Origin of the sequence: Martinezella dioscoreae (genome assembly GCF_009176305.1) — a bacterium.
Lineage (GTDB): Bacteria > Pseudomonadota > Alphaproteobacteria > Rhizobiales > Rhizobiaceae > Rhizobium > Rhizobium dioscoreae.
Genome location: NZ_BLAJ01000005.1, coordinates 298,693 through 318,319 on the forward strand (window position 1 = coordinate 298,693; position 19,627 = coordinate 318,319).

At 58.6% G+C, this 19,627-nt stretch carries 21 protein-coding genes and 4 tRNA genes; 4 read left to right on the top strand and 21 right to left on the bottom strand.

Translation table 11 applies throughout. The features are described 5' to 3' along the window. Positions 1-2: 2 nt before the first annotated feature. The 10 genes from rplL to GDN47_RS22330 all read right to left on the bottom strand — a co-directional run bounded on the left by rplL (position 3) and on the right by GDN47_RS22330 (position 6,666). Positions 3-386 carry a 50S ribosomal protein L7/L12 gene (rplL, locus tag GDN47_RS22285; RefSeq protein WP_069614844.1) on the bottom strand — a complete coding sequence of 128 codons (384 nt, stop codon included), beginning with the start codon at positions 384-386 and terminating at the stop codon, positions 3-5. Positions 387-444: 58 nt separating this feature from the next. Beyond that, positions 445-963 (bottom strand): 50S ribosomal protein L10, encoded by a 519-nt coding sequence (gene rplJ / locus GDN47_RS22290; protein WP_047637052.1) that lies wholly within the window; start codon positions 961-963, stop codon positions 445-447. Between the two features lie 329 nt (positions 964-1,292). Continuing rightward, positions 1,293-1,991, bottom strand: a complete 699-nt coding sequence (gene rplA / locus GDN47_RS22295; RefSeq protein ID WP_069614843.1) for a 50S ribosomal protein L1 — start codon at positions 1,989-1,991, stop codon at positions 1,293-1,295. Between the two features lie 4 nt (positions 1,992-1,995). Then, positions 1,996-2,427 carry a 50S ribosomal protein L11 gene (gene rplK, locus GDN47_RS22300; protein WP_069614842.1) on the bottom strand — a complete coding sequence of 144 codons (432 nt, stop codon included), beginning with the start codon at positions 2,425-2,427 and terminating at the stop codon, positions 1,996-1,998. A gap of 213 nt (positions 2,428-2,640) precedes the next feature. Then, positions 2,641-3,171: a transcription termination/antitermination protein NusG gene (gene nusG / locus GDN47_RS22305; RefSeq protein ID WP_004123460.1), complete on the bottom strand. Its 531-nt coding sequence runs from the start codon at positions 3,169-3,171 to the stop codon at positions 2,641-2,643. A gap of 18 nt (positions 3,172-3,189) precedes the next feature. After that, the gene (gene secE, locus GDN47_RS22310) at positions 3,190-3,390 is read right to left on the bottom strand and encodes a preprotein translocase subunit SecE (RefSeq protein WP_069614841.1); all 201 of its coding nucleotides are present in this window, start codon (positions 3,388-3,390) and stop codon (positions 3,190-3,192) included. Positions 3,391-3,585: 195 nt separating this feature from the next. After that, positions 3,586-3,661 (bottom strand) — tRNA-Trp (locus GDN47_RS22315). A 211-nt stretch (positions 3,662-3,872) separates the two neighbouring features. Beyond that, positions 3,873-4,751, bottom strand: coding sequence for a 3-deoxy-manno-octulosonate cytidylyltransferase (locus GDN47_RS22320; protein ID WP_173002540.1), 879 nt, complete (start codon positions 4,749-4,751; stop codon positions 3,873-3,875). Positions 4,752-4,756: 5 nt separating this feature from the next. After that, complete coding sequence (locus GDN47_RS22325; protein WP_069614840.1) at positions 4,757-5,443, bottom strand: glycosyltransferase family protein; 687 nt, start codon at positions 5,441-5,443, stop codon at positions 4,757-4,759. Positions 5,444-5,772: 329 nt separating this feature from the next. Next, positions 5,773-6,666, bottom strand: coding sequence for an NAD-dependent epimerase/dehydratase family protein (locus tag GDN47_RS22330; RefSeq protein WP_152094265.1), 894 nt, complete (start codon positions 6,664-6,666; stop codon positions 5,773-5,775). A gap of 155 nt (positions 6,667-6,821) precedes the next feature. Here GDN47_RS22330 and GDN47_RS22335 point away from each other — a divergent pair, with 155 nt between their 5' ends. Next, positions 6,822-7,352 (top strand): GrpB family protein, encoded by a 531-nt coding sequence (locus tag GDN47_RS22335; RefSeq protein ID WP_152094266.1) that lies wholly within the window; start codon positions 6,822-6,824, stop codon positions 7,350-7,352. A 13-nt stretch (positions 7,353-7,365) separates the two neighbouring features. Here the strand turns inward: GDN47_RS22335 and GDN47_RS22340 are convergent, their stop codons facing one another. The 5 genes from GDN47_RS22340 to GDN47_RS22360 form a co-directional block, all read right to left on the bottom strand. Further along, a complete protein-coding gene (locus GDN47_RS22340) occupies positions 7,366-7,875 on the bottom strand; it encodes an ATP-binding protein (protein ID WP_152094267.1) in 510 nt (169 codons plus the stop codon). Between the two features lie 71 nt (positions 7,876-7,946). Next, positions 7,947-9,122, bottom strand: coding sequence for an elongation factor Tu (gene tuf, locus GDN47_RS22345; RefSeq protein WP_095434658.1), 1,176 nt, complete (start codon positions 9,120-9,122; stop codon positions 7,947-7,949). Between the two features lie 400 nt (positions 9,123-9,522). Continuing rightward, positions 9,523-9,951 (bottom strand): DUF3597 domain-containing protein, encoded by a 429-nt coding sequence (locus GDN47_RS22350; protein WP_113328929.1) that lies wholly within the window; start codon positions 9,949-9,951, stop codon positions 9,523-9,525. A 202-nt stretch (positions 9,952-10,153) separates the two neighbouring features. Next, positions 10,154-10,227, bottom strand: a tRNA-Gly gene (locus GDN47_RS22355). Between the two features lie 25 nt (positions 10,228-10,252). Further along, positions 10,253-10,337: transfer RNA gene (locus tag GDN47_RS22360), tRNA-Tyr, on the bottom strand. A 199-nt stretch (positions 10,338-10,536) separates the two neighbouring features. On the opposite strand from GDN47_RS22360, the gene rlmB reads away from it, so the two are divergent. Both rlmB and GDN47_RS22370 read left to right on the top strand, forming a co-directional pair. Continuing rightward, positions 10,537-11,445 carry a 23S rRNA (guanosine(2251)-2'-O)-methyltransferase RlmB gene (rlmB, locus tag GDN47_RS22365; protein WP_152094268.1) on the top strand — a complete coding sequence of 303 codons (909 nt, stop codon included), beginning with the start codon at positions 10,537-10,539 and terminating at the stop codon, positions 11,443-11,445. 40 nt (positions 11,446-11,485) lie between these two features. Continuing rightward, a complete protein-coding gene (locus tag GDN47_RS22370; protein ID WP_152094269.1) occupies positions 11,486-12,175 on the top strand; it encodes an AprI/Inh family metalloprotease inhibitor in 690 nt (229 codons plus the stop codon). Positions 12,176-12,233: 58 nt separating this feature from the next. Here the strand turns inward: GDN47_RS22370 and GDN47_RS22375 are convergent, their stop codons facing one another. The 3 genes from GDN47_RS22375 to GDN47_RS22385 all read right to left on the bottom strand — a co-directional run bounded on the left by GDN47_RS22375 (position 12,234) and on the right by GDN47_RS22385 (position 13,152). Beyond that, positions 12,234-12,527, bottom strand: coding sequence for a hypothetical protein (locus tag GDN47_RS22375; protein WP_152094270.1), 294 nt, complete (start codon positions 12,525-12,527; stop codon positions 12,234-12,236). A gap of 146 nt (positions 12,528-12,673) precedes the next feature. Continuing rightward, a complete protein-coding gene (locus GDN47_RS22380) occupies positions 12,674-12,943 on the bottom strand; it encodes a hypothetical protein (RefSeq protein ID WP_069614918.1) in 270 nt (89 codons plus the stop codon). Positions 12,944-13,076: 133 nt separating this feature from the next. Continuing rightward, positions 13,077-13,152, bottom strand: a tRNA-Thr gene (locus tag GDN47_RS22385). A 158-nt stretch (positions 13,153-13,310) separates the two neighbouring features. Between GDN47_RS22385 and GDN47_RS22390 the strand changes: the two genes are divergently transcribed. After that, the gene (locus GDN47_RS22390; RefSeq protein WP_113351540.1) at positions 13,311-14,084 is read left to right on the top strand and encodes an NAD kinase; all 774 of its coding nucleotides are present in this window, start codon (positions 13,311-13,313) and stop codon (positions 14,082-14,084) included. 106 nt (positions 14,085-14,190) lie between these two features. Here GDN47_RS22390 and prfB read toward each other — a convergent pair. The 3 genes from prfB to GDN47_RS22405 form a co-directional block, all read right to left on the bottom strand. Further along, positions 14,191-15,322 (bottom strand): peptide chain release factor 2 gene (prfB, locus tag GDN47_RS22395; protein ID WP_152094271.1). Its coding sequence is split into 2 segments (ribosomal slippage): positions 14,191-15,252 and positions 15,254-15,322, totalling 1,131 coding nucleotides; the frame shifts between segments, so codons are not numbered across the junction. 122 nt (positions 15,323-15,444) lie between these two features. Then, positions 15,445-17,907 carry a penicillin-binding protein 1A gene (locus GDN47_RS22400; RefSeq protein WP_152094272.1) on the bottom strand — a complete coding sequence of 821 codons (2,463 nt, stop codon included), beginning with the start codon at positions 17,905-17,907 and terminating at the stop codon, positions 15,445-15,447. A gap of 257 nt (positions 17,908-18,164) precedes the next feature. Next, entirely contained in the window at positions 18,165-19,415 is a 1,251-nt protein-coding gene (locus GDN47_RS22405) for an N-acetylmuramoyl-L-alanine amidase (RefSeq protein WP_371865527.1), read from the bottom strand. Positions 19,416-19,627 lie beyond the last annotated feature (212 nt).

Genomic DNA, 19,627 nt, shown 5'->3' on the forward strand with positions numbered 1-19,627 from the left:
GCTTACTTAACGTCGACCTTAGCGCCGGCGTCTTCGAGCTTCTTCTTGATGTCAGCGGCTTCAGCCTTGGAAACGCCTTCCTTGACAGCCTTCGGAGCGGCTTCAACGAGGTCCTTGGCTTCCTTGAGGCCGAGGCCGGTGATGCCGCGGACTTCCTTGATGACGTTGATCTTGTTCGCGCCGGCATCAGCGAGGATGACGTCGAACTCGGTCTTTTCTTCTTCAGCAGCTGCAGCAGCGCCGCCAGCACCACCAGCAACGGCAGCAACAGCTACCGGAGCAGCGGCGGAAACGCCCCACTTTTCTTCGAGAAGCTTCGACAGTTCTGCGGCTTCGAGAACGGTCAGCGAGGAGAGGTCTTCAACGATCTTTGCGAGATCAGCCATTTTAGTAGTTCCTTTTGTTCGGTTCGAACTGGTTGGTTATGAACAGCGAAAAACCGCCTTACGCGGCTTCGTCCTTCTTGGCGTAGGCCGAGAACACGCGAGCAAGCTGGCTTGCCGGCGCTGCAACAACACCTGCGATGCGGGTAGCCGGAGTCTGGATCATGCCCAGCAGCTTCGCGCGCAGCTCGTCCAGCGAAGGCAGGGTCGCGAGCGACTTGACACCTTCGGCGTTGAGCGTTGTTGTTCCCATGGCGCCGCCCAGAACAACGATCTTATCGTTGGTCTTGGCGAAATCCACGACGACCTTCGGAGCGGTAATCGGGTCATTGCTGTATGCGATCAGCGTCTGACCGGTGAAGAGATTGGAAATCCCTTCCGCATCCGTGCCCTGAAGAGCAATTTTGGCCAGGCGGTTCTTCGCGACTTTGACGGTGCCGCCAGCAGCGCGCATCTTGGAACGAAAATCGTTCATCTGAGCGACTGTAGCACCAGCATAGTGGGCCACGACAACCGAGCCCGAAGCCTTGAAGACTTCGTTCAGTTCCGTGACGAATTCGCGTTTTTCCGCTCTTTCCACTGCTTTTCTCCAGTTGACAGGACCGGGTTAGCGGGCCTGCCGGGTTGCCTTTTGCCTCCTGGGATCAATGAGATCCCAAGCGACGCTTGAGGATCCTGTCCCCTCGCGCTCGAGCCTGACGGCTCCAAGGCACAAGGCATCCAAGGCTCGAACCGAGTTCATCGAAGCGAAGCTTCTTCAAAATTCGGGTCTTACCCGTCTCATGCAGGCTTGAGTGATTAAGGGATAACCACCTGCAATCTCGGACAGGAATTCCGGATTTCTCCGGAAATCCCGGCCCCGAAAGGCCGGGAATTCTTAAATGCCGGGCACAAAGCCCGGCATAATCATTAGGCGCTCGGCGCCGTAACCGTCGACGGCTCGATCTTGACGCCCGGCCCCATGGTCGAGGAGATCGCTACGCGCTTGACGTAGTTGCCCTTGGCGCCAGCCGGCTTAGCCTTGATGACGGCGTCGGCGAAAGCGCGGATGTTTTCTTCCAGAGCCTTGGCGTCGAAGGAAGCCTTGCCGATACCGGCATGGACGATACCAGCCTTCTCGACGCGGAACTCGACAGCGCCGCCCTTGGAAGCTTCAACAGCACCCTTGACGTCCATCGTAACCGTACCGACCTTCGGGTTCGGCATCATGCCGCGCGGGCCGAGAACCTTACCGAGACGGCCGACGAGCGGCATCATGTCCGGGGTGGCGATGCAGCGATCGAAATCGATCTTGCCGCCCTGAACGATTTCGACCAGGTCTTCCGCACCGACGACGTCAGCGCCGGCAGCCTTGGCTTCGTCAGCCTTGGCGCCACGAGCGAAGACGGCAACGCGAACCGTACGGCCGGTGCCGTTCGGCAGGTTGACGACGCCGCGAACCATCTGGTCGGCGTGACGCGGATCAACACCAAGGTTCATCGAGATTTCGACGGTTTCGTCGAACTTGGCGACGGCACGTTCCTTGACCATGTTGATGGCCAGATCCAGAGCATAGAGCTTGGTCGGATCAACGCCTTCACGAATCTTCTGAATACGCTTTGCTACCATGGTCTTAACCTACCACTTCCAGGCCCATGGCGCGGGCAGAGCCCTCGATCATGGCCATTGCGCCTTCGATATCGGCGGCGTTCAGATCCTTCATCTTGGCTTCGGCGATCGCCTTGACCTGAGCCTTGGTCAGGGTGCCAGCCTTGGCACCCTTGCCAGGGGTCTTCGAGCCGGACTGGATCTTCGCTTCCTTCTTCAGGAAGTAGCTGACCGGCGGCTGCTTCATGACGAAGGTGAAGGACTTGTCCTGGTAGTAGGTGATGACGACCGGGATCGGCATACCCTTTTCCATTTCCTGCGTGGCGGCATTGAACGCCTTGCAGAATTCCATGATGTTAATGCCACGCTGACCAAGCGCAGGACCGATCGGCGGCGACGGATTCGCCGAGCCGGCCTTGACCTGCAGCTTGAGCTGGCCTGCAACTTTCTTAGCCATTTCTCTCTGCCTTTCTACATGACCGGTTGCCCGGCCTACTATGCCGGATCGCTCCGGCGGCTGCGGTTGCGTGGTGCGGATCGCCAGGCCCGGCTAAGACCCTACCCTTCCACGCGGATTGCGGCTTGGCCGCGAGACATAAGCAAGCATTTGCTTATATCCAAACTCGAACAAAAGGCCAGCCGCCAGGCCAACCTTTCGTAGAAATCACAATCAGACCTTCTCGACCTGGCTGTATTCCAGCTCGACCGGCGTAGCGCGGCCGAAAATCGACACTTCCACCTTCAGGCGCGAACGCTCTTCGTCCACATCCTGAACCGTGCCGTTGAACGATGCGAACGGACCGTCGGATACGCGGACCTGCTCGCCAATCTCGAAGGATACAGAAGCCTTCGGCCGCTCGACGCCTTCCTGGACCTGACCGAGAATGCGCTCGGCTTCATAATCCGGAATCGGAACGGGCTTATTGTCGGAGCCGAGGAAGCCAGTGACCTTCGGCGTATTCTTGATCAGGTGGTAAGCCTCATCCGTCAGGTTGGCGCGCACGAGCACGTAACCCGGGAAAAACTTGCGCTCGCTGTCGACCTTGCGGCCGCGACGAACCTCAACAACCTTTTCGGTCGGCACAAGGATCTTCTCGAACAGATGCTCGAGACCCTTCTGCCTGGCCTTCTCCTCGATGGATTCAGCCACTTTCTTTTCGAAATTAGAATAAGCGTGGACGATGTACCAACGTGCCGCCATGTTCATCTCCACCCGATATCAGTTGCCGGTATTCAGCACGTAGCTGAGAATCCAGCCAATGAGCTGGTCGGCAGCAAAGAAAAACAGCGAGGCGAAAACGACCATGACGAGCACCATCACCGTCGAGATCATCGTCTCGCGACGCGAGGGCCAAGTGATTTTCGACGTCTCGGAGCGCACCTGCCGCAGAAACGCTAGTGGATTCGTTTTGGATGCCATTGACTGCCCACGCAATTACGGCGCGTAAAGCTGAACATATCAGCCCCACGCACCGCGTGTCTGTTAAACCCTACATAAACACCGATTCCCGATTTAACAAGAGGCAATACGGTGTTTTCTAAAATTTGCCGACAAACCGGCATGACCCTCAACCCAAGAAGCTGCGAAACGACGCGCCAGTCAAATCAAGGAAAATGGCAGGGGCAGCAGGGCTCGAACCTACGACCTGCGGTTTTGGAGACCGCCGCTCTACCAACTGAGCTATACCCCTTCTTCCTTCGAATATTCGCTCCAGGCGGTGGACCGCCCGAGCAGTTCGAAGACATGGCGCTCCCTTTAAGGCGGGACGAAACGATTGGCAAGAGCGTTTTTTGCTTTTTCCCAATCGAACCCGCGACTTCACATAGGACATGCCCAATCGGACAGATCTGCCGGACGTGCAAAGCCGCGGCAAATGCTGCAGAAAGGATGCCCCCTCGCCCTCATTGCTCTCCGGGAGAACCTTTCGGCTTGCGCTTGAGAAATTTCGGCCTGAGGCGACGCATAAAATTATCCGCAGAGCGAATCACATTGGTCAGGGAGATCAGCTTGTCTATTTCGGCGTCGGTATTTCCGAGCCGCTCAGACAAAACCTCGGCGGCGGCCAAGGCAATCTCGTCCGGAGGCACCTCCGTGAAGCGCTGAGCAAGGCTGATATAGGGGTTCAGTGCAACCCCACCATGGATGGTGATCTTTCCCAGCCGGGCAAACAAGCGCAGGAAGGTCTGCTCGAAACTCCAATCGTGGGCGGAAACCACCCTCCACTTCTGACTGCGCCGGGCCGAGAAGCCGGCAAGTACGATCTTGCCGGGCAATTTCAGATCGCTGAGCCACAGAGCCATGGCAAAGCCGCTCGTCGGCGTCTTGCCCTCCGTATAGAAATCGGAGCAGAAGCCGACGAGATCGAGATGGCCAGTCGGCGCCCCCTGAAAATCGGCGGCGGGATTGAGCTTCTCTTCCGCACCGAGGCGGATATTCATGATGCCGAGGAAATATTCCTTCGGAAAGAACTTGACCACCTCGCCCACTTCGCCGCGATAGACGATGTTGGCGCCACGCGGCTGGCCACGAGAGATCAGCAGTGAATGCCCATGGAACGGGCGATCCAGAACCTTGTAGACCTTGTTGAAGAAGACGAAGAGCGCAGTCTCAGGAAACTGCGCCTGCAGGCTTGAGATATCGACCGCATCGCTATTGGCGACCAGGACGATATGGGAAAACCCCATCAATATGGTCCGCCATTCGTCGGTGCTGCTCAAACCAGCCGCGGAACCCGCGGCCGGTATGCCGACCTCAATATTTCCGGTCGTCTTATGATCCAAATCGCTCACTTCTGCTGGACGTGCAGCATGCGGTCGCGCATGGCGAACCATTCTTCGGCGTAGTCGTCGTTGCGGTATTCGTCGAAATACGGGCCGCCATCGGTGAAGTGCACGAGCTTGGCATCTTCGCGATAGTCGTATTCATTGACGAGATAGTTCCAGACGACCGGCACCTCACCGATCTGATCGTCGTTCTCCAGCCACTTGAACTGATGAAGCTGAAGGCCCGTCGCCGTATTGACGAAATCCTTCGTCAACGCCGTGCACTTGGCGTTGTTGAACAGGATCATGCTGGACCAGTTCTTCTTTTCATACTTCGTCTGCGTCTGGCCGAGGAACTTGGTTTCGATCTTTGGCTGGTAGTCGTGCTTGACGCACATGGCGGCATAACGATCGTCACGCAGCGCCCAAAGCTCGGCGATATCGGCGCGGGCGAGCATGTCGCAGTCCATGAAGATGCTCCAGCCCTGGTAATCGCTGAGGTAAGGCACGAGAAAGCGCGAGAAGGAAAATTCTGTCGACTGCAGCGGATTGCGCTCGCGGGTGAAGATGCCCTCGAGATTGTTGAGCACGATCGGCGAGAAGACCACCGGAATAGACGAGCGCTCGATGATGCTCTGGGTCAGGACGTGATAGGCCACGACCTCCTTGGAATCGAACCCGACGAAAATACGTGCAACATTATCCTTCATGATACCTCCGAAACGGCTAAGCGCCTGCAGGCCAGCCGGCTATTATCTTTCGTCGCGACGCAAATCGCACGCTGCTCACCCTCAAGGCCCATCAGCCGGAGGGCGCTGGTTCGAAACAGGCGCGCGGATATACCGAACCATGCGCTGCAATCTCTAGGAGATGCTTCGCGAACGCAACCCTACTTAAATAAACGGCTGTATTTGTCGAGTGTTTGGGGAAGCATTTTTGGTTTTGTTGCGTAACAAATGGAGAGGCACCCTACTCTGGATCGATGCCTTTGCCAGGCGCCAACACAAAGCGCCCGGCCGATCGCATGAGCTGCGCGCCCTCAAACCTTCACATATTTCCGCCAGTCGTGCTCTTCCTTGAAGCCCAGGATCTCTCGGATCTTGCGATTGGACAGCAAGCCCTCATATTCGCCGACCTCGCGGGTGAAAGGCACATTGGGAAAATGCTTCGCGGCAAGTTCGCGCGACGGCGTATTGGCCGAAACCGTGTCGTTGGCGGCGTTGAACACCTGGAAGCCGAGGCCGTTCTTCTCGATGCAGAGATGGACGATCTGGCCGAGATCGCGGGCGTCGATATAGCTCCAGGCAATGCGCTTGCGGATTTCGCTGTTGGCGAAAAACTCGGGGAACCGCTCATATTCATGGGGCTCGATGACATTGCCGATACGCAGCGCGTAGATATCGATGCCGAAACGCTCGGCAAAGGCGCGGGCCGTCTTCTCGTTTACGACCTTGGACAGGCCATAGGAATCCATCGGATTGACATCATAATCCTCCTCCAGCGGGAACTGATGGAAGTCGCGATGACCTTCGGCGAAACAGACTCCATAGGTCGTCTCGCTGGAGGCGATAATGATCTTCTTCACGCCGAGCTTTGCCGCCGCTTCGATGACGTTATAAGTGCTCATCGTGTTGATGCGGAAGGTCTCATTGTCCGGCTTGATCAGAATGCGCGGAATGGCGGCGAAATGCACGACGGCATCGAAAGGCTGCACACCCTTGCCTTCATCGAGATCGGGAAAATCACGATGCATGGTCAGGACATTATAGACCTGTCCCGCATCGGTGATATCGGCCTGCAGGTTGGTGACGCCAGGGCTATTCAGCGGCACGAGATCGACATTGTGGACCTCATAGCCGGCATTGATCAGCCAGGGAACCGTGTGACGTCCAGCCTTGCCGCTGCCGCCCGTGAACAAAATACGTTTCTTCATGAAATCTCCTCCAGATAAAATCGAGCGATAAATAGGCCCTTGCCTCCGTTTCGCAAGACACGGCTTGGTGAGCTGACGCTTTCCTCGCAAAATAAACGGGACGACTCGGTAAAGCATATGCCGCGTGGCAAACAGGACGAAAGGAGATGAGTGGGATGCGGCCGATCACGCTTGTTGAATATGATCCGCAATGGCCCTTTCTCTTCGAAGACAGAAGCAGGGCAATTGGCCTGCTGCTTGGCCATCCCGCCACGTTTCATCATATCGGCAGCACTGCCATCGCCGGACTATGCGCCAAACCGAAACTCGATATCGATGCGGTCCTTTTCTCGGAAGACGCAAGACTCGCCGCGACGGAGCGTTTGAGAGAAGACGGATATCGCTTTCACGGCGATCTTCACAGAGCCGGCCGATGGGCTTTCACCAAGGATGAGATGCCTTACGGCACGCGACTTTATCTTTGTCTGCCTGATAACGAGGCCCATCGGGAGCGCCTTCTATTTTGCGATTATTTGCGCACCCATCCCGAACGTACGGCGGATTATGCGACCTTGAAACGGCGTCTGGCCGAAGAGGCCAATGGCGACTGGAACCACTACACCGGCGGCAAAAGCGATTTCGTTGCCGATATCGTGCGCCGCGCGAAGGCCGAATTCGGATCAACGAAAAATATCACCGGCGGGTGACAATATCCTCCGACTAATCGAGCAGGTGCCTCAGCACATTATCCACACTCTGCCTGAGCGAAAGATGGCTCGTATCGAGAATCTCAAGACCGGACGCTTGGGCCTCGCGGCGCAGATAAGCGGCCCAATTCATCATGTTCGCATCGGCAAGTTCCGGCTGGCCTCTCTCAGCGGACAAGCGATGTGTCCTCGTTGCATCATCGCAATCGATCAATATGAGGCGATAGTCATCGGCCCTGACAGCCGCTGCAGCTTCGATAACGAAGGATGGGCGCATCTGCCCCTCGAAAAGAACGCCCCTGCCCTTCTGCGCTTGCGGCACAAGCCGTTCCAGCCATTCGATGGTCTTGTCGCGCTGCCAGGCCTCGGGCGAACCATGATCCCTGACCATAGCATCAAGCGACGGTACGCCGATGCTGTCGAAATGATAGACGGCTAACCTTCGCGCATGGTCCCTGGCTATTGCCTCCGCGATAGCAGTCTTTCCCGAACCAGATGCGCCGGTCAGAATGATCAGGCTCATGCACCATCTCCCAATGCAAAAAGGCCCCGCTGTTTCCAGCGAGGCCCTCTTATAAAGGAATAATCCTGGGATTACTCGACGATGGAGGCAACGATGCCTGCACCAACGGTGCGGCCGCCTTCGCGGATAGCGAAGCGAAGCTTTTCTTCCATCGCGATCGGAACGATCAGCTCGACGTCAACCGTGACGTTGTCGCCTGGCATAACCATTTCCGTGCCTTCCGGAAGCGTCACGATGCCCGTCACGTCAGTCGTACGGAAGTAGAACTGCGGACGGTAGTTCGTGAAGAACGGCGTATGACGGCCGCCTTCTTCCTTCGTCAGGATGTAGGCTTCAGCCTTGAACTTCTTGTGCGGCTTGACAGAACCCGGCTTGCACAGGATCTGACCACGCTCGACGCCGTCACGGTTCACACCGCGGATCAGCGCACCGATGTTGTCGCCGGCCTGGCCCTGGTCGAGCAGCTTGCGGAACATTTCAACGCCGGTAACCGTCGTCTTCGACGTCGGACGAATGCCGACGATCTCGACTTCTTCACCAACCTTGATCACGCCACGCTCGACGCGGCCCGTCACAACCGTACCACGGCCCGAGATCGAGAACACGTCTTCGATCGGCATCAGGAACGGCTGGTCGATCGGACGCTCAGGCGTCGGGATGTAGGCGTCAACCTGAGCCATCAGCTCGCGGATCGCGTCTTCGCCGATCTTCTTGTCCGAATCTTCAAGAGCAGCAAGCGCCGAACCCTTGACAACCGGGATGTCGTCGCCCGGGAAGTCGTAGGACGACAGAAGTTCGCGAACTTCAAGCTCGACGAGCTCGAGAAGCTCGGCGTCGTCAACCTGGTCGACCTTGTTCAGGAACACGACGATCGCCGGAACGCCAACCTGGCGGGCGAGCAGGATGTGCTCGCGCGTCTGCGGCATCGGGCCGTCGGCAGCAGAGCAAACCAGGATCGCGCCGTCCATCTGAGCGGCACCCGTGATCATGTTCTTCACGTAGTCGGCGTGGCCGGGGCAGTCAACGTGCGCATAGTGACGGTTCGGCGTCTCGTATTCAACGTGGGCCGTCGAGATCGTGATGCCACGAGCCTTCTCTTCCGGAGCCGCGTCGATTTGGTCATACGCCTTGAACTCGCCGAAGTACTTCGTGATCGCTGCCGTCAACGACGTCTTGCCGTGGTCAACGTGACCGATCGTCCCGATGTTAACGTGCGGCTTATTGCGCTCAAACTTACTCTTTGCCATTTGAATGCTTCCTGTGAACGTAATGAGTGACCCCGGCGAACCGGTTTAGTGCCGCCGTTTAAGGCTTTCGTTGCGTTTGCGCAAGACTTAATTGCAGGCCCTATTCCCGGCAAAGTCCGGCCGATGGCGGATGATCCGCAACGCTCGGCATTCCTTCGCCGCGCAAGGTTCGCCGGCCGATCCGGAAAGATGTAAAAGCATTTGCCGGTTCAAGCGCTTAGATAGGAACGCTGAGGAGGAATTCCAGATGTTCCGCCTTAGAGCCTCGGAGATCTGGCCACTGCACAGCAAAACGCGCCCTCGCCCATCGGCGGGAGCGCGCAACTATCGGACGCAATCATGGTTGATTTGGCATGCTATCCGGCGGCGAGCGCATTGCCAACCGCCGGACGAAAGACAATCAATCGAGAAGATCGGCCGGTACCTTGCCGCCATTGTCCGCGAGCTTCTTCAGAAGAGCCTTGTGGAGGAACATGTTCATCTTGGCGGAATCGCCGGCATCGCCGGTATAGCCGAGTTCCTGCGCCAATTCCTTGCGCTCGGAAAGGCTCGCATCCATGCCGAGTGCCTTCATCAGGTCGACGATGGAATGTTTCCAGTCCAGCTTCTGTCCGCTCTTCTTGACGGCGGCATCGAGGATCGAGGCGATATCCACTGGAGCGGATGGCGCGCTGGTCGCCGGCGACGTTGCTGCCGTCGTCGCTGAAGGAGCCGGCGTCGGCGCAGGTGCCGGATTGTCAGTTGCAGCTGTCGTCGTCGGTGCAGGAGCAGCCTCTGCAGCCTTCGCCTCACCCCAGATTGCACCCTTGATCTTGTCGAAGATACCCATTTTCGCTCTCCCGTTTCGGTTGCCCGAGCAATATGTATCGCTCGCGCGAATATAAGCAACCCTTCATGTCAAATATGCAAAGACTGCACCAGAGCGAGTATGGAAATGAAAGGCGCATTTGCACGAGGGGTAACCGGGAGGCAAACAACAGGATCGCTCAACCACGAGGGGAGACAATCAGCAAGCAACGATTTAAAAATCTTGGAGCGGGTAGCGGGAATCGAACCCGCGTATTCAGCTTGGAAGGCTGCTGCTCTACCATTGAGCTATACCCGCGGGATGGTCAAGATCCGGCTCGGAATGGTGGAGGGAGTTGGATTTGAACCAACGTAGGCTGAGCCAACGGATTTACAGTCCGTCCCCTTTAACCACTCGGGCATCCCTCCAGTTTTCCGACTGGATCTTGCGACCAGGCTTGCTAGACGTTGGCGTCGCCGCCGTCATCTGCGCCGCGTATATGACCGGACGATTTCCGTCTGTCAACACAAGGAATTGCCAAAAATGACGAAAAAAATTTCAGCCTGTGGGAAAAGCCCGGCACTGAAAGAGGCTAGGCGCTCAGGAAGGCGCTGGTTATAAAGCCGCATGAGCAAAGACAAATCATCCGGCCGTCAGGGCCAAGACAGCACCGCCGGCGACCGCTCGGCCAAGGACACTCATTATGCAACGCTGCGCCGCGCGCATCGCGATGCCAAGCGCGAGCGTGGCGAGATACCGACGCCGACGCCACAGAAGCGCAAGAAGGCCGGCGCTGACGATTGGAAGCCGCCGGCGCTCGCGCCCGACCAGGTCTTTCTCTATGGCCTGCATACGGTTCGCGCGGCGCTGACCAACCCACAGCGCAAGAACGTCAAGCTGTCGGCCACCCAGAATGCGCTGGTACGGCTGGAAGTCGGCCCGGCCGAGCAGCTCGGCATCCCGGTCGAGATCGTCTCGCCGCAGGATATCGACAAGGTGCTTGGTCCGGAGGCGATCCATCAGGGCGTCATGCTGGAAACGCGCCCCCTGCCCGTGCGCCGCCTCGAGGCATTGAAAGACAGTCCGCTGCTGCTCGTTCTCGATCAGGTGACGGACCCGCACAATGTCGGCGCCATCATGCGTTCGGCCGTCGCTTTCGATGCGGGTGCGGTCATTACCACGCAGCGCCACAGCCCGACCGAATCAGGCGTAATGGCAAAATCGGCCTCGGGCGCGCTCGAGCTCATACCTTATATACAGATCACCAATCTTGCCGATGCGCTCGAAGAACTGCATCGTCTCGGCTTCACGACCATCGGGCTCGATTCGGAAGGTCCGGCTCCGCTGGAAGGCACCTTTAGCGGCGACAAGATCGCCCTCGTGCTCGGCTCCGAGGGCAAGGGCCTGCGCCAGAAAACGCGGGAAACGGTGAATGCGCTCGCTCGGCTCGATATGCCAGGCGCCATCAAGTCGCTGAATGTCTCGAATGCAGCCGCGATCGCGCTATATGCGACGCGGTCCTATCTCAAATCATAGTGGCGCCTTTGGCGGCCGCAGCACGTTGGGAGAATTTGCTTTGATCCGTCTTCTTGGTCCTGCGGCGATTGCCGCCGCCCTTGCCTTGACAATGATCCAGCCGGCACGCGCCGCCGATGACGAAATGATCCAGGCGCAAGCCGGCGTCTGGCTGGTTGCGCCGGAAAACGGCGCCAAGGGCTGCCGCCTTACCTTCGGCACGAATACCGTGTCTGGCGGCTACGAGGTTACGGGGGCGGACGCCTGCGCGACGCCACTTCCCGCGCTCGCCGCAGCCAAGATCTGGAATTTCACCGATGACGGGTCGCTGGCGATCGCGGATGGTGGGGGCAAGCCTCTCATGCGCTTCCAGCAGGAGGAAGGCTCGCCATGGGAAAGCGAAGGCGGCGATCGGACGTGGCTGCTGCCGGCGCTCGGCGATGTCGATCACGTGCCGACCACCGAAAGCCTTGCCGGCGCCTGGCGCATCCAGACGCCGGACGGCAAGCCCGTCTGCGATATCACGCTCACCACCGAAAAGGATCAGGACGGCACCGCCAAGATGTCATCGAGCGGCAACTGCGCCGGCGAAGTCGGCGACCTCAAGCTTTCCCTTTGGGCGACAGAAGGGTTCGGACTTGTCATGCTGGGCAGCGATGGCTCCTCGCTCTCTTTTGATATGAAGCCCGACGGCAGTTTCCAGAAGTCCGAGGAAGAGGAAGGCGAGCCGCTGCTGCTGGTCCGCAAATAAGCCGGCTGAAGCATATCTAAGCACGCTCACCGCGAGCGCCAAATCAAGCGCGTAATGCTCATCGTACGATCATCGGCGCCGGGTGCCAGGCCGATTGGCGCCAAAGCACCCTCTCGGTAACGGGGCAGCCATCCTGCAGCTTCGCCCAGGAGGTGACATTGAGGTTCATCTCGCATTGCGCAAGGTAGCTCCGCCCCCCGACGGTCATACAGGCGACCTCGCCGACCGCATGCTGCTTTCCATCCGCATTTTTACAGTAGCAGTTTTCGCCAGCCAACGCTGATGCGCCTGTGAACGCCGTGATCATGACAAGCGGCAATCCCAAGACGACATGCCGCGATATCTCGCGCATGAACGTATCCTCCCCACCACAGATGGATGAAGTGTATGCCGATTTCCGACGTTGTAAATGCGTCTACAATCCCGAGCAGGCAGGCGAATGGATGCATGAAGAACCGGGGGACGATTTGATGCGCTCGCCAGGACCCATCGGTAGGTTCAGTGAACCATAGGGTCCGCTTCGTCGAAGAACGACCGGATGCCGTCGCGCGCAATCGTCGCCAGGAACTCGTCGAATGCCTCGCGGTCGGTCGCGAAGGGCTCTTCCCATTCGATCAGGTCTTCCTCCGGCGTGATGACCTCCATCCGCCAGTCGGCATTGGTGCCGGCCGGGCGAAAGATATCGACCAGGACAGTCACGCCATCGTCGGTGAATTCACCCGAAAGCTCGGAGTGTTCGAGTTTAGGCTTCTTGGGCTTGCTCGGCATATGGTTCCAGGCACACGAATATGGGATGGATGACTGTGACGAGCGTTCGGAGCCCGTTAGCAAAGAGATATTATGTCGTTGCCGCCGGTTTTCCATACCGGAGATGAAACGATCGACGATATTCAGGAAAAAATGGTGCCCCCGGCAGGGTTCGAACCCGCGACCCCCTGATTACAAATCAGGTGCTCTACCAACTGAGCTACAAGGGCGTATGGGCATGCCAAATAACAGACTTTGAAATCCTGTAAAGGGAAAATCGGCCGATCCACGTTAAAGCTGGGGATCGACCGATTCACCAGTTCGAGCGAAACGTCTTGTCGCGGCAGGGGAATAACATTACGAAGAATCGCTATTCAGAGGACATTGCATGCCGCGCAATCTTCAATCCGTTTGTTTTCTCGCCTCCACCGCGCCAGAGGCCCAAGCGGCGCAGGAGGAGCTTATTCGCCTCTACGGCCAGGCACCGCAGGAAAATGCGGATATTGTCGTGGCTCTCGGCGGCGATGGCTTCATGCTGCAGACGCTGCATAAGACGATGAACACCGGCAAACGCGTCTATGGCATGAATCGCGGCTCCATCGGCTTCCTGATGAACGACTACCGCACGGATGGCTTGGCCGAGCGCATCGAAGCAGCTGTCGAAAACGCATTTCACCCCCTGCAGATGACGACGCGCAATGCAGATGGCAGCTCCTGTGTCGCGCTCGCCATCAATGAAGTCTCACTGTTTCGTCAGTCCTATCAGACGGCAAAGCTGAAGGTGGAGATCGACGGGCGGGTCCGCCTGCCGGAACTGATCTGCGACGGGCTGATGGTGACGACGCCGGCTGGCTCCACCGCTTACAATCTTTCCGCGCACGGCCCCATCTTGCCGCTGGAAGCGCCGCTGCTTGCCATGACGCCCGTCAGCGCTTTCCGTCCCCGCCGCTGGCGCGGCGCGCTGCTTCCGAACAAGGTGACGGTCGACATCACCGTGCTCGAAGCGGAGAAGCGTCCGGTCAACGCCGCCGCTGACAATACCGAAGTCAAGTCGGTCCTCGGCATTCAGATCCGCCAGAGCGAAGATACGACGGCCCGCATTCTGTCCGATCCGGACAGGTCTTGGTCCGATAGGATCCTGGCGGAACAATTCTCGGACTGAGCGAGACATCTGCGCCAAGCCCAGGAGGGCAGAGGCAGCCAGGCAGGATGTACCATGAAAAAAGCCCCGGAGACGGGGCTTTTTTCATGCGTGAACGAATGCGACCTTATTCGACGTCGTCGATGACGGCATCGGCAGCACCGCTGATGCGATGCGCAAGGGCTGCTTCCATGAACTCGTTGAGATCACCGTCCAGAACATCGCCGGGGGCGGTGCTGGAAACGCCGGTGCGCAGGTCCTTGACCAACTGGTAAGGCTGGAGGACATAGGAGCGGATCTGGTGACCCCAGCCGATATCCGTCTTCGAAGCGGCTTCGGCATTGGCAGCCTCTTCCCGCTTCATCAATTCGGCCTCATACATGCGGGCGCGCAGCATATCCCACGCCTTGGCGCGGTTCTTGTGCTGAGAACGCTCCTGCTGGCACTGCACGACGATACCCGTCGGAATGTGCGTGATGCGCACGGCCGAATCGGTCGTGTTGACGTGCTGACCACCAGCGCCCGATGAGCGGTAGGTATCGATGCGGCAGTCGCTTTCGTTGATCTCGATCTGGATCGAGTCGTCGACGACCGGGTAGACCCAGATCGACGAGAATGACGTATGACGGCGCGCATTGCTGTCATAGGGCGAGATACGCACCAGGCGATGCACGCCCGATTCGGTCTTCAGCCAACCATAGGCATTGTGGCCCTTGACGAGCAGCGTTGCAGATTTGATGCCCGCTTCTTCGCCGTCATGAACTTCCAGCAGCTCGACCTTGAAGCGCTGGCGTTCGGCCCAACGGGTGTACATGCGCAGAAGCATATTCGCCCAGTCCTGGCTCTCGGTGCCGCCTGCGCCGGAGTGGACTTCGAGGTACGTATCATTGCCGTCGGCCTCGCCCGAAAGCATGGCTTCCACCTGCCGGCGCGCGGCTTCCGCTTTCAGGCCCTTGAGCGCTTCTTCAGCCTCGCGGACGACATCAGCGTCGCCTTCTTCCTCGCCAAGCTCGATCAGCTCGACATTGTCGGCAAGCTGCTGCTCCAGCGCGCGCACGCCACTGATGCCATCATCAAGCTGCTGGCGCTCGCGCATCAGCTTCTGCGCTTCAGCGGCGTCATTCCAGAGGGTCGGATCCTCTGACTTATTGTTCAACCAGTCCAGTCGTCTTATCGCCTGGTCCCAGTCAAAGATGCCTCCTCAGCAGGGTGATAGCCTGCTTGGTTTCATCGACTACTTTCTCGATTTCGGCTCGCATAGTCCCACTTCTTCATTTCACCGCTCGTTGCGAACGGCCATCCAATTCAAAGAGTGCTGGTGACATAGATATACATGCCGCTGCTGTAAAGCCCCGCGGCATGATGATCAAATAGGCCAGTTTCAGAAAAGACCGCCCGCTCCGGAGGTAACAGCCTGGTTCGCCTGAGGCGAGGTGCGCAGGATTTCCTCTGGCGCCACCTGCGCTGCGGCATCCCCGCCGCCGATGACCTGCAGGCTGGTAGCCGGACCGGTGCCGGGCTTGAAGGCTTCCATAATGGCGTTCGGCTCGCCGGGCTGTGCGGCCATGCCGGTCGCGCGGTTGACCGCAACCATCGTCATGCCGGCCGGAACCTGGAACTTCTCCGGCGCCTCATCCTTCGTGGCGGCCTGCATGAATTCGTTGAAGATCGGAGCGGCGAGCGCCCCACCCGTACCGCCGCGGCCGAGCGTGGCGGGCGTATCGTAGCCGATATAAAGGCCGGCGACGAGGCTAGGCGTGTAGCCGACGAACCAGGCATCCTTCTCATCGTTGGTGGTGCCGGTCTTGCCGGCGACGTCAGTGTTGAGCTTGATCTTGCCGGCCGCCGTACCACGGATGATGACGCCTTGCATCATCGACGTGACCTGATAGGCCGTCATCGGATCGAGCACCTGTTCGCGATTGTCGGCGATGACCGGCTCGTCCTGATTCTGCCAGGCGCTGACGTTGCAATTGTCGCAGACGCGCTCCTCATGCCTGAAGATGGTCTTGCCGTAGCGGTCCTGAATACGGTCGATGAGCGTCGGCTTGATCTGCTTTCCGCCGTTGGCGATGACCGAATAGGCCGAAACCATGCGCAGCACCGTCGTTTCGCCGGCGCCGAGCGACATGGCCAGTACCGGGTTCATATGATCGTAGATGCCGAAGCGCTCGGCATATTCGGCAACCAGCGGCATGCCCATGTCGGAAGCGAGACGCACCGTCATCAGGTTGCGCGAATGTTCGATCGCGAAACGAAGCGTATGGACGCCACCGCCCTCGCCTTCGTAATTCGTCGGCTTCCAGACATCGCCATTGCTGAGCGTGATCTGCAGCGGATCGTCCAGAATGACGGAGGCCGGCGTATAGCCGTTATCCATGGCGGCCGCGTAGACGAAGGGCTTGAAGGACGAACCCGGCTGGCGCTTAGCCTGCGTGGCGCGATTGAATTCTGATTGCGCATAGGAGAAGCCGCCGACCATGGCGAGCACGCGGCCGGTATGCGGGTCCATGGCAACAAGACCGCCCTGCACCTTCGGCGGCTGACGCAGGCGATAGCTGCTCGAATCGGCATTGCCGCTCTTCTGCACGTAAATCACGTCGCCGGGGCTCAAAACGCCGCTTGGCGATTTGACCGATTTGCCGCCGGCCGAGCGATAGGCCCAGCGCATGTCGGCGGGAGCGATCGTACCGCGCGTCCGCTCCGTCGATACCTTGCCTGCGGCATCGACGCGCGGCTGCAGTCCGATATCGACACCCTGATCCGATACGGAAAGAACGACGGCGACCTGCCATTCCGGCACATCGCTCAGGCTTGGAACCTTGGCGAGCTCGGCACCCCAATCCTGCGAAGTGGCAATCTGCTTGATTGGGCCGCGATAGCCGCGGCGCTCGTCATAATCGACCAGACCATCCTGCAGCGCCTTGCGGGCTTCGAGCTGCATCTGCGGGTCGAGGGATGTGCGAACGGAAAGGCCACCTTCGTATAGGGTCTTTTCGCCATATTGGTCGATGAGCTGGCGGCGAACCTCTTCGGCAAAATAGTCGGATGCAAACAGCGAAGGGCCGCTCTTTGGTGGCACGACGCCGAGCGGCTGCTTCTTCGCTTCTTCGCCGTCGCTCTGGCTGACATAGCCGTTCTCGACCATGCGATCGATCACCCAGTTGCGGCGGGTGAGCGCTGCTTCGGCACGGCGGAACGGATTGTAGTTTGACGGGCCTTTCGGAAGCGAGGCCAGATAGGCCGATTCAGCGATGGTCAGCTCGTTGACCGATTTGTCGAAATAGGTGAGCGCGGCACCAGCGATACCGTAGGAGTTCAGGCCGAAATAGATCTCGTTCAGGTAGAGCTCGAGGATCTTGTCCTTGCTGTAGGCCTGCTCGATGCGGAAGGAGAGAATCGCTTCCTTGATCTTACGGTCAAACGTCTGGTCGGCGGACAGCAGGAAGTTCTTGGCGACCTGCTGCGTGATGGTGGACGCACCGACGAAGCGGCGGCCGGACCCAATATTCTGCAAGTTCACGGCCACGGCGCGGATAAGGCCGCCGACATCGACACCGGGATGGTTGTAGAAATTCTTGTCTTCGGCAGAAAGGAAGGCGGCCTTGACGCGATCGGGAATGGCCTGGATCGGCACGAAAAGCCGGTTCTCGCGCGAATATTCCTTCATCAGCGCGCCGTTGCCGGCGTGAATGCGGGTCGTTACCGGCGGCGCGTATTTGGCAAGCACCTCATAATCGGGCAGTTCCTTCGAGACCACGCTCAGATAGATGGCCGCCGCAGCCGCAGCACCCAGAAACAGGAGGCAGCCCAGGCCAAAGAAATATCCAATCAGTCTGATCATCTGATACTACCGGTGCTTGTTCTTCATGCTGCACGTGCGCGAGATCATCGCATAATCACGGGCGTTTTGCACGCTCGCGGCGTGAATGCAAGACGGCAATGGGACAAAGCCGTGCTTCATACGCGAGCAAATGATACTTCGCTGTAACGGCGGGAATGTGAGCAAAATAGGGCCCGACGCCAGCATTCCAATTTCATCCAGTTCTAAAGTACATCGCTGTTACATGGAAGCCACGGCGGATCGCCCCTTCGGAGCCGTCAGCCGCCATTTGCGATAATCGATACGCGATACTGCTTCACCGCTTCCGTCAGCCGGTCGGCGACCTTCTGCCGCCAGTCGGCATCGAGCAACAGCTTTTCGTCCTCCTTGTTGGAGAGAAAGCCGAGTTCAAGCAGGATCGAGGGCACGTCCGGCGCCGTCAGAACCTGGAAGCCGGCATGGCGATGCGGATTGTTGATCATGGCGATCTGACCGTTGAACGAGGACAATACGTCCTGCGCCAGTGAAATGGAGAAGGCCTGTGTCTCGCGGCGCGTCAGATCCATCAGAATGTCGTTGACGGCGGCCGGCTGCGTCTGAGCCTCGGCGCCGGCGATCTGATCGGAATTGTTTTCACGATCGGCTACTTCGCTGGCGAGCCGATCCGACGCCTTGTCCGAGATGGTATAGACGGTCGCGCCGCGAATATCCTTCTGCTTCAGCGTATCGGCATGCAGCGAGATGAAGAGCGAGGCGCGATTCTGGCGGGCGATCGTCACGCGTTCGGACAGGGACAGATACTGATCCTTGTCGCGCGTCAGGAAGGCCTTGATCCCAGGCTGCGCGTTCAGCTTGTCGGCAAACATCTTCGCAAATGCGAGCGTGATATCCTTTTCCTGCGTGACGCCATCCGTACCGGTTGCGCCTGCGTCGATACCACCATGACCGGCATCGACGGCAACGAGGAACACATTCGGATCGGCCCTCTGCGCCGGCTGGACCGGACCGACATCCTTGGCGGTATCGTCGCTCGTCCAGTTCTGCTTCTTCACCAGTTCTGCGAATTGTTCCGCCGGCAGCATCTCGGCATCCAGCACGAGGCGCTGCCCCTTGCCGCTTTCATCAGCCTGAACCTTGGCCGTGACCAGCTTTACTGGTTTCTTTGCCGTCAGCACGATGCGGGCGCTGTCCGCATCCATCGTGCCGTAGCGAATATCCTTGAAGAGGCCGGTCGGCTTGAGATTGGCGGTCGGAAAGCCGAATGCGGTCGCCGGAAGATCGACGACGATGCGGACGGGATTGTCAAGATAATGAACCGTGAAGGTGGGAGCGCGGTCCATGTCGATGACGATACGTGTGCGGGCATCATCACCGGCAATGCGGGCACCATAGGCGAGCACGGAATCATCCGCCGCCGCGGCGGGCGCAAATGTCGAAACCGAACCCAGAATCACCAGAGCGAAGGCCGCTGCCGCAAATCGCAAAGCCCTCACGCCACTCTCCGCCACATGCCGCAATCCCTTTACCAAGTGACCAACGCGCCCCATATTGGTTTCGACGTTGTTTTTGAAGTCCCAATAACGGGAACCAGGTTTGACCTGATGGCCGCATCGATGATGTGCCGGGAGACGAATCGACCAGACACCCTCCCGCGTCCTCATCATCCGACGAATCCATCAATATTATGGCATACTTGGCTTTTCCCTTGCTATTGTGACAGATAAAACATACAACGCATATT

Bases quoted from the DNA above. Each gene is read 5' to 3' on its own strand.
- rplL (WP_069614844.1), bottom strand. From the start codon at position 386: ATGGCTGATCTCGCAAAGATCGTTGAAGACCTCTCCTCGCTGACCGTT.
- rplA (WP_069614843.1), bottom strand. From the start codon at position 1,991: ATGGTAGCAAAGCGTATTCAGAAGATTCGTGAAGGCGTTGATCCGACC.
- rplK (WP_069614842.1), bottom strand. From the start codon at position 2,427: ATGGCTAAGAAAGTTGCAGGCCAGCTCAAGCTGCAGGTCAAGGCCGGC.
- nusG (WP_004123460.1), bottom strand. From the start codon at position 3,171: ATGGCGGCACGTTGGTACATCGTCCACGCTTATTCTAATTTCGAAAAG.
- secE (WP_069614841.1), bottom strand. From the start codon at position 3,390: ATGGCATCCAAAACGAATCCACTAGCGTTTCTGCGGCAGGTGCGCTCC.
- GDN47_RS22325 (WP_069614840.1), bottom strand. From the start codon at position 5,443: ATGAAGGATAATGTTGCACGTATTTTCGTCGGGTTCGATTCCAAGGAG.
- GDN47_RS22330 (WP_152094265.1), bottom strand. From the start codon at position 6,666: ATGAAGAAACGTATTTTGTTCACGGGCGGCAGCGGCAAGGCTGGACGT.
- GDN47_RS22335 (WP_152094266.1), top strand. From the start codon at position 6,822: ATGCGGCCGATCACGCTTGTTGAATATGATCCGCAATGGCCCTTTCTC.
- GDN47_RS22340 (WP_152094267.1), bottom strand. From the start codon at position 7,875: ATGAGCCTGATCATTCTGACCGGCGCATCTGGTTCGGGAAAGACTGCT.
- tuf (WP_095434658.1), bottom strand. From the start codon at position 9,122: ATGGCAAAGAGTAAGTTTGAGCGCAATAAGCCGCACGTTAACATCGGG.
- GDN47_RS22350 (WP_113328929.1), bottom strand. From the start codon at position 9,951: ATGGGTATCTTCGACAAGATCAAGGGTGCAATCTGGGGTGAGGCGAAG.
- rlmB (WP_152094268.1), top strand. From the start codon at position 10,537: ATGAGCAAAGACAAATCATCCGGCCGTCAGGGCCAAGACAGCACCGCC.
- GDN47_RS22375 (WP_152094270.1), bottom strand. From the start codon at position 12,527: ATGCGCGAGATATCGCGGCATGTCGTCTTGGGATTGCCGCTTGTCATG.
- GDN47_RS22380 (WP_069614918.1), bottom strand. From the start codon at position 12,943: ATGCCGAGCAAGCCCAAGAAGCCTAAACTCGAACACTCCGAGCTTTCG.
- GDN47_RS22390 (WP_113351540.1), top strand. From the start codon at position 13,311: ATGCCGCGCAATCTTCAATCCGTTTGTTTTCTCGCCTCCACCGCGCCA.
- GDN47_RS22400 (WP_152094272.1), bottom strand. From the start codon at position 17,907: ATGATCAGACTGATTGGATATTTCTTTGGCCTGGGCTGCCTCCTGTTT.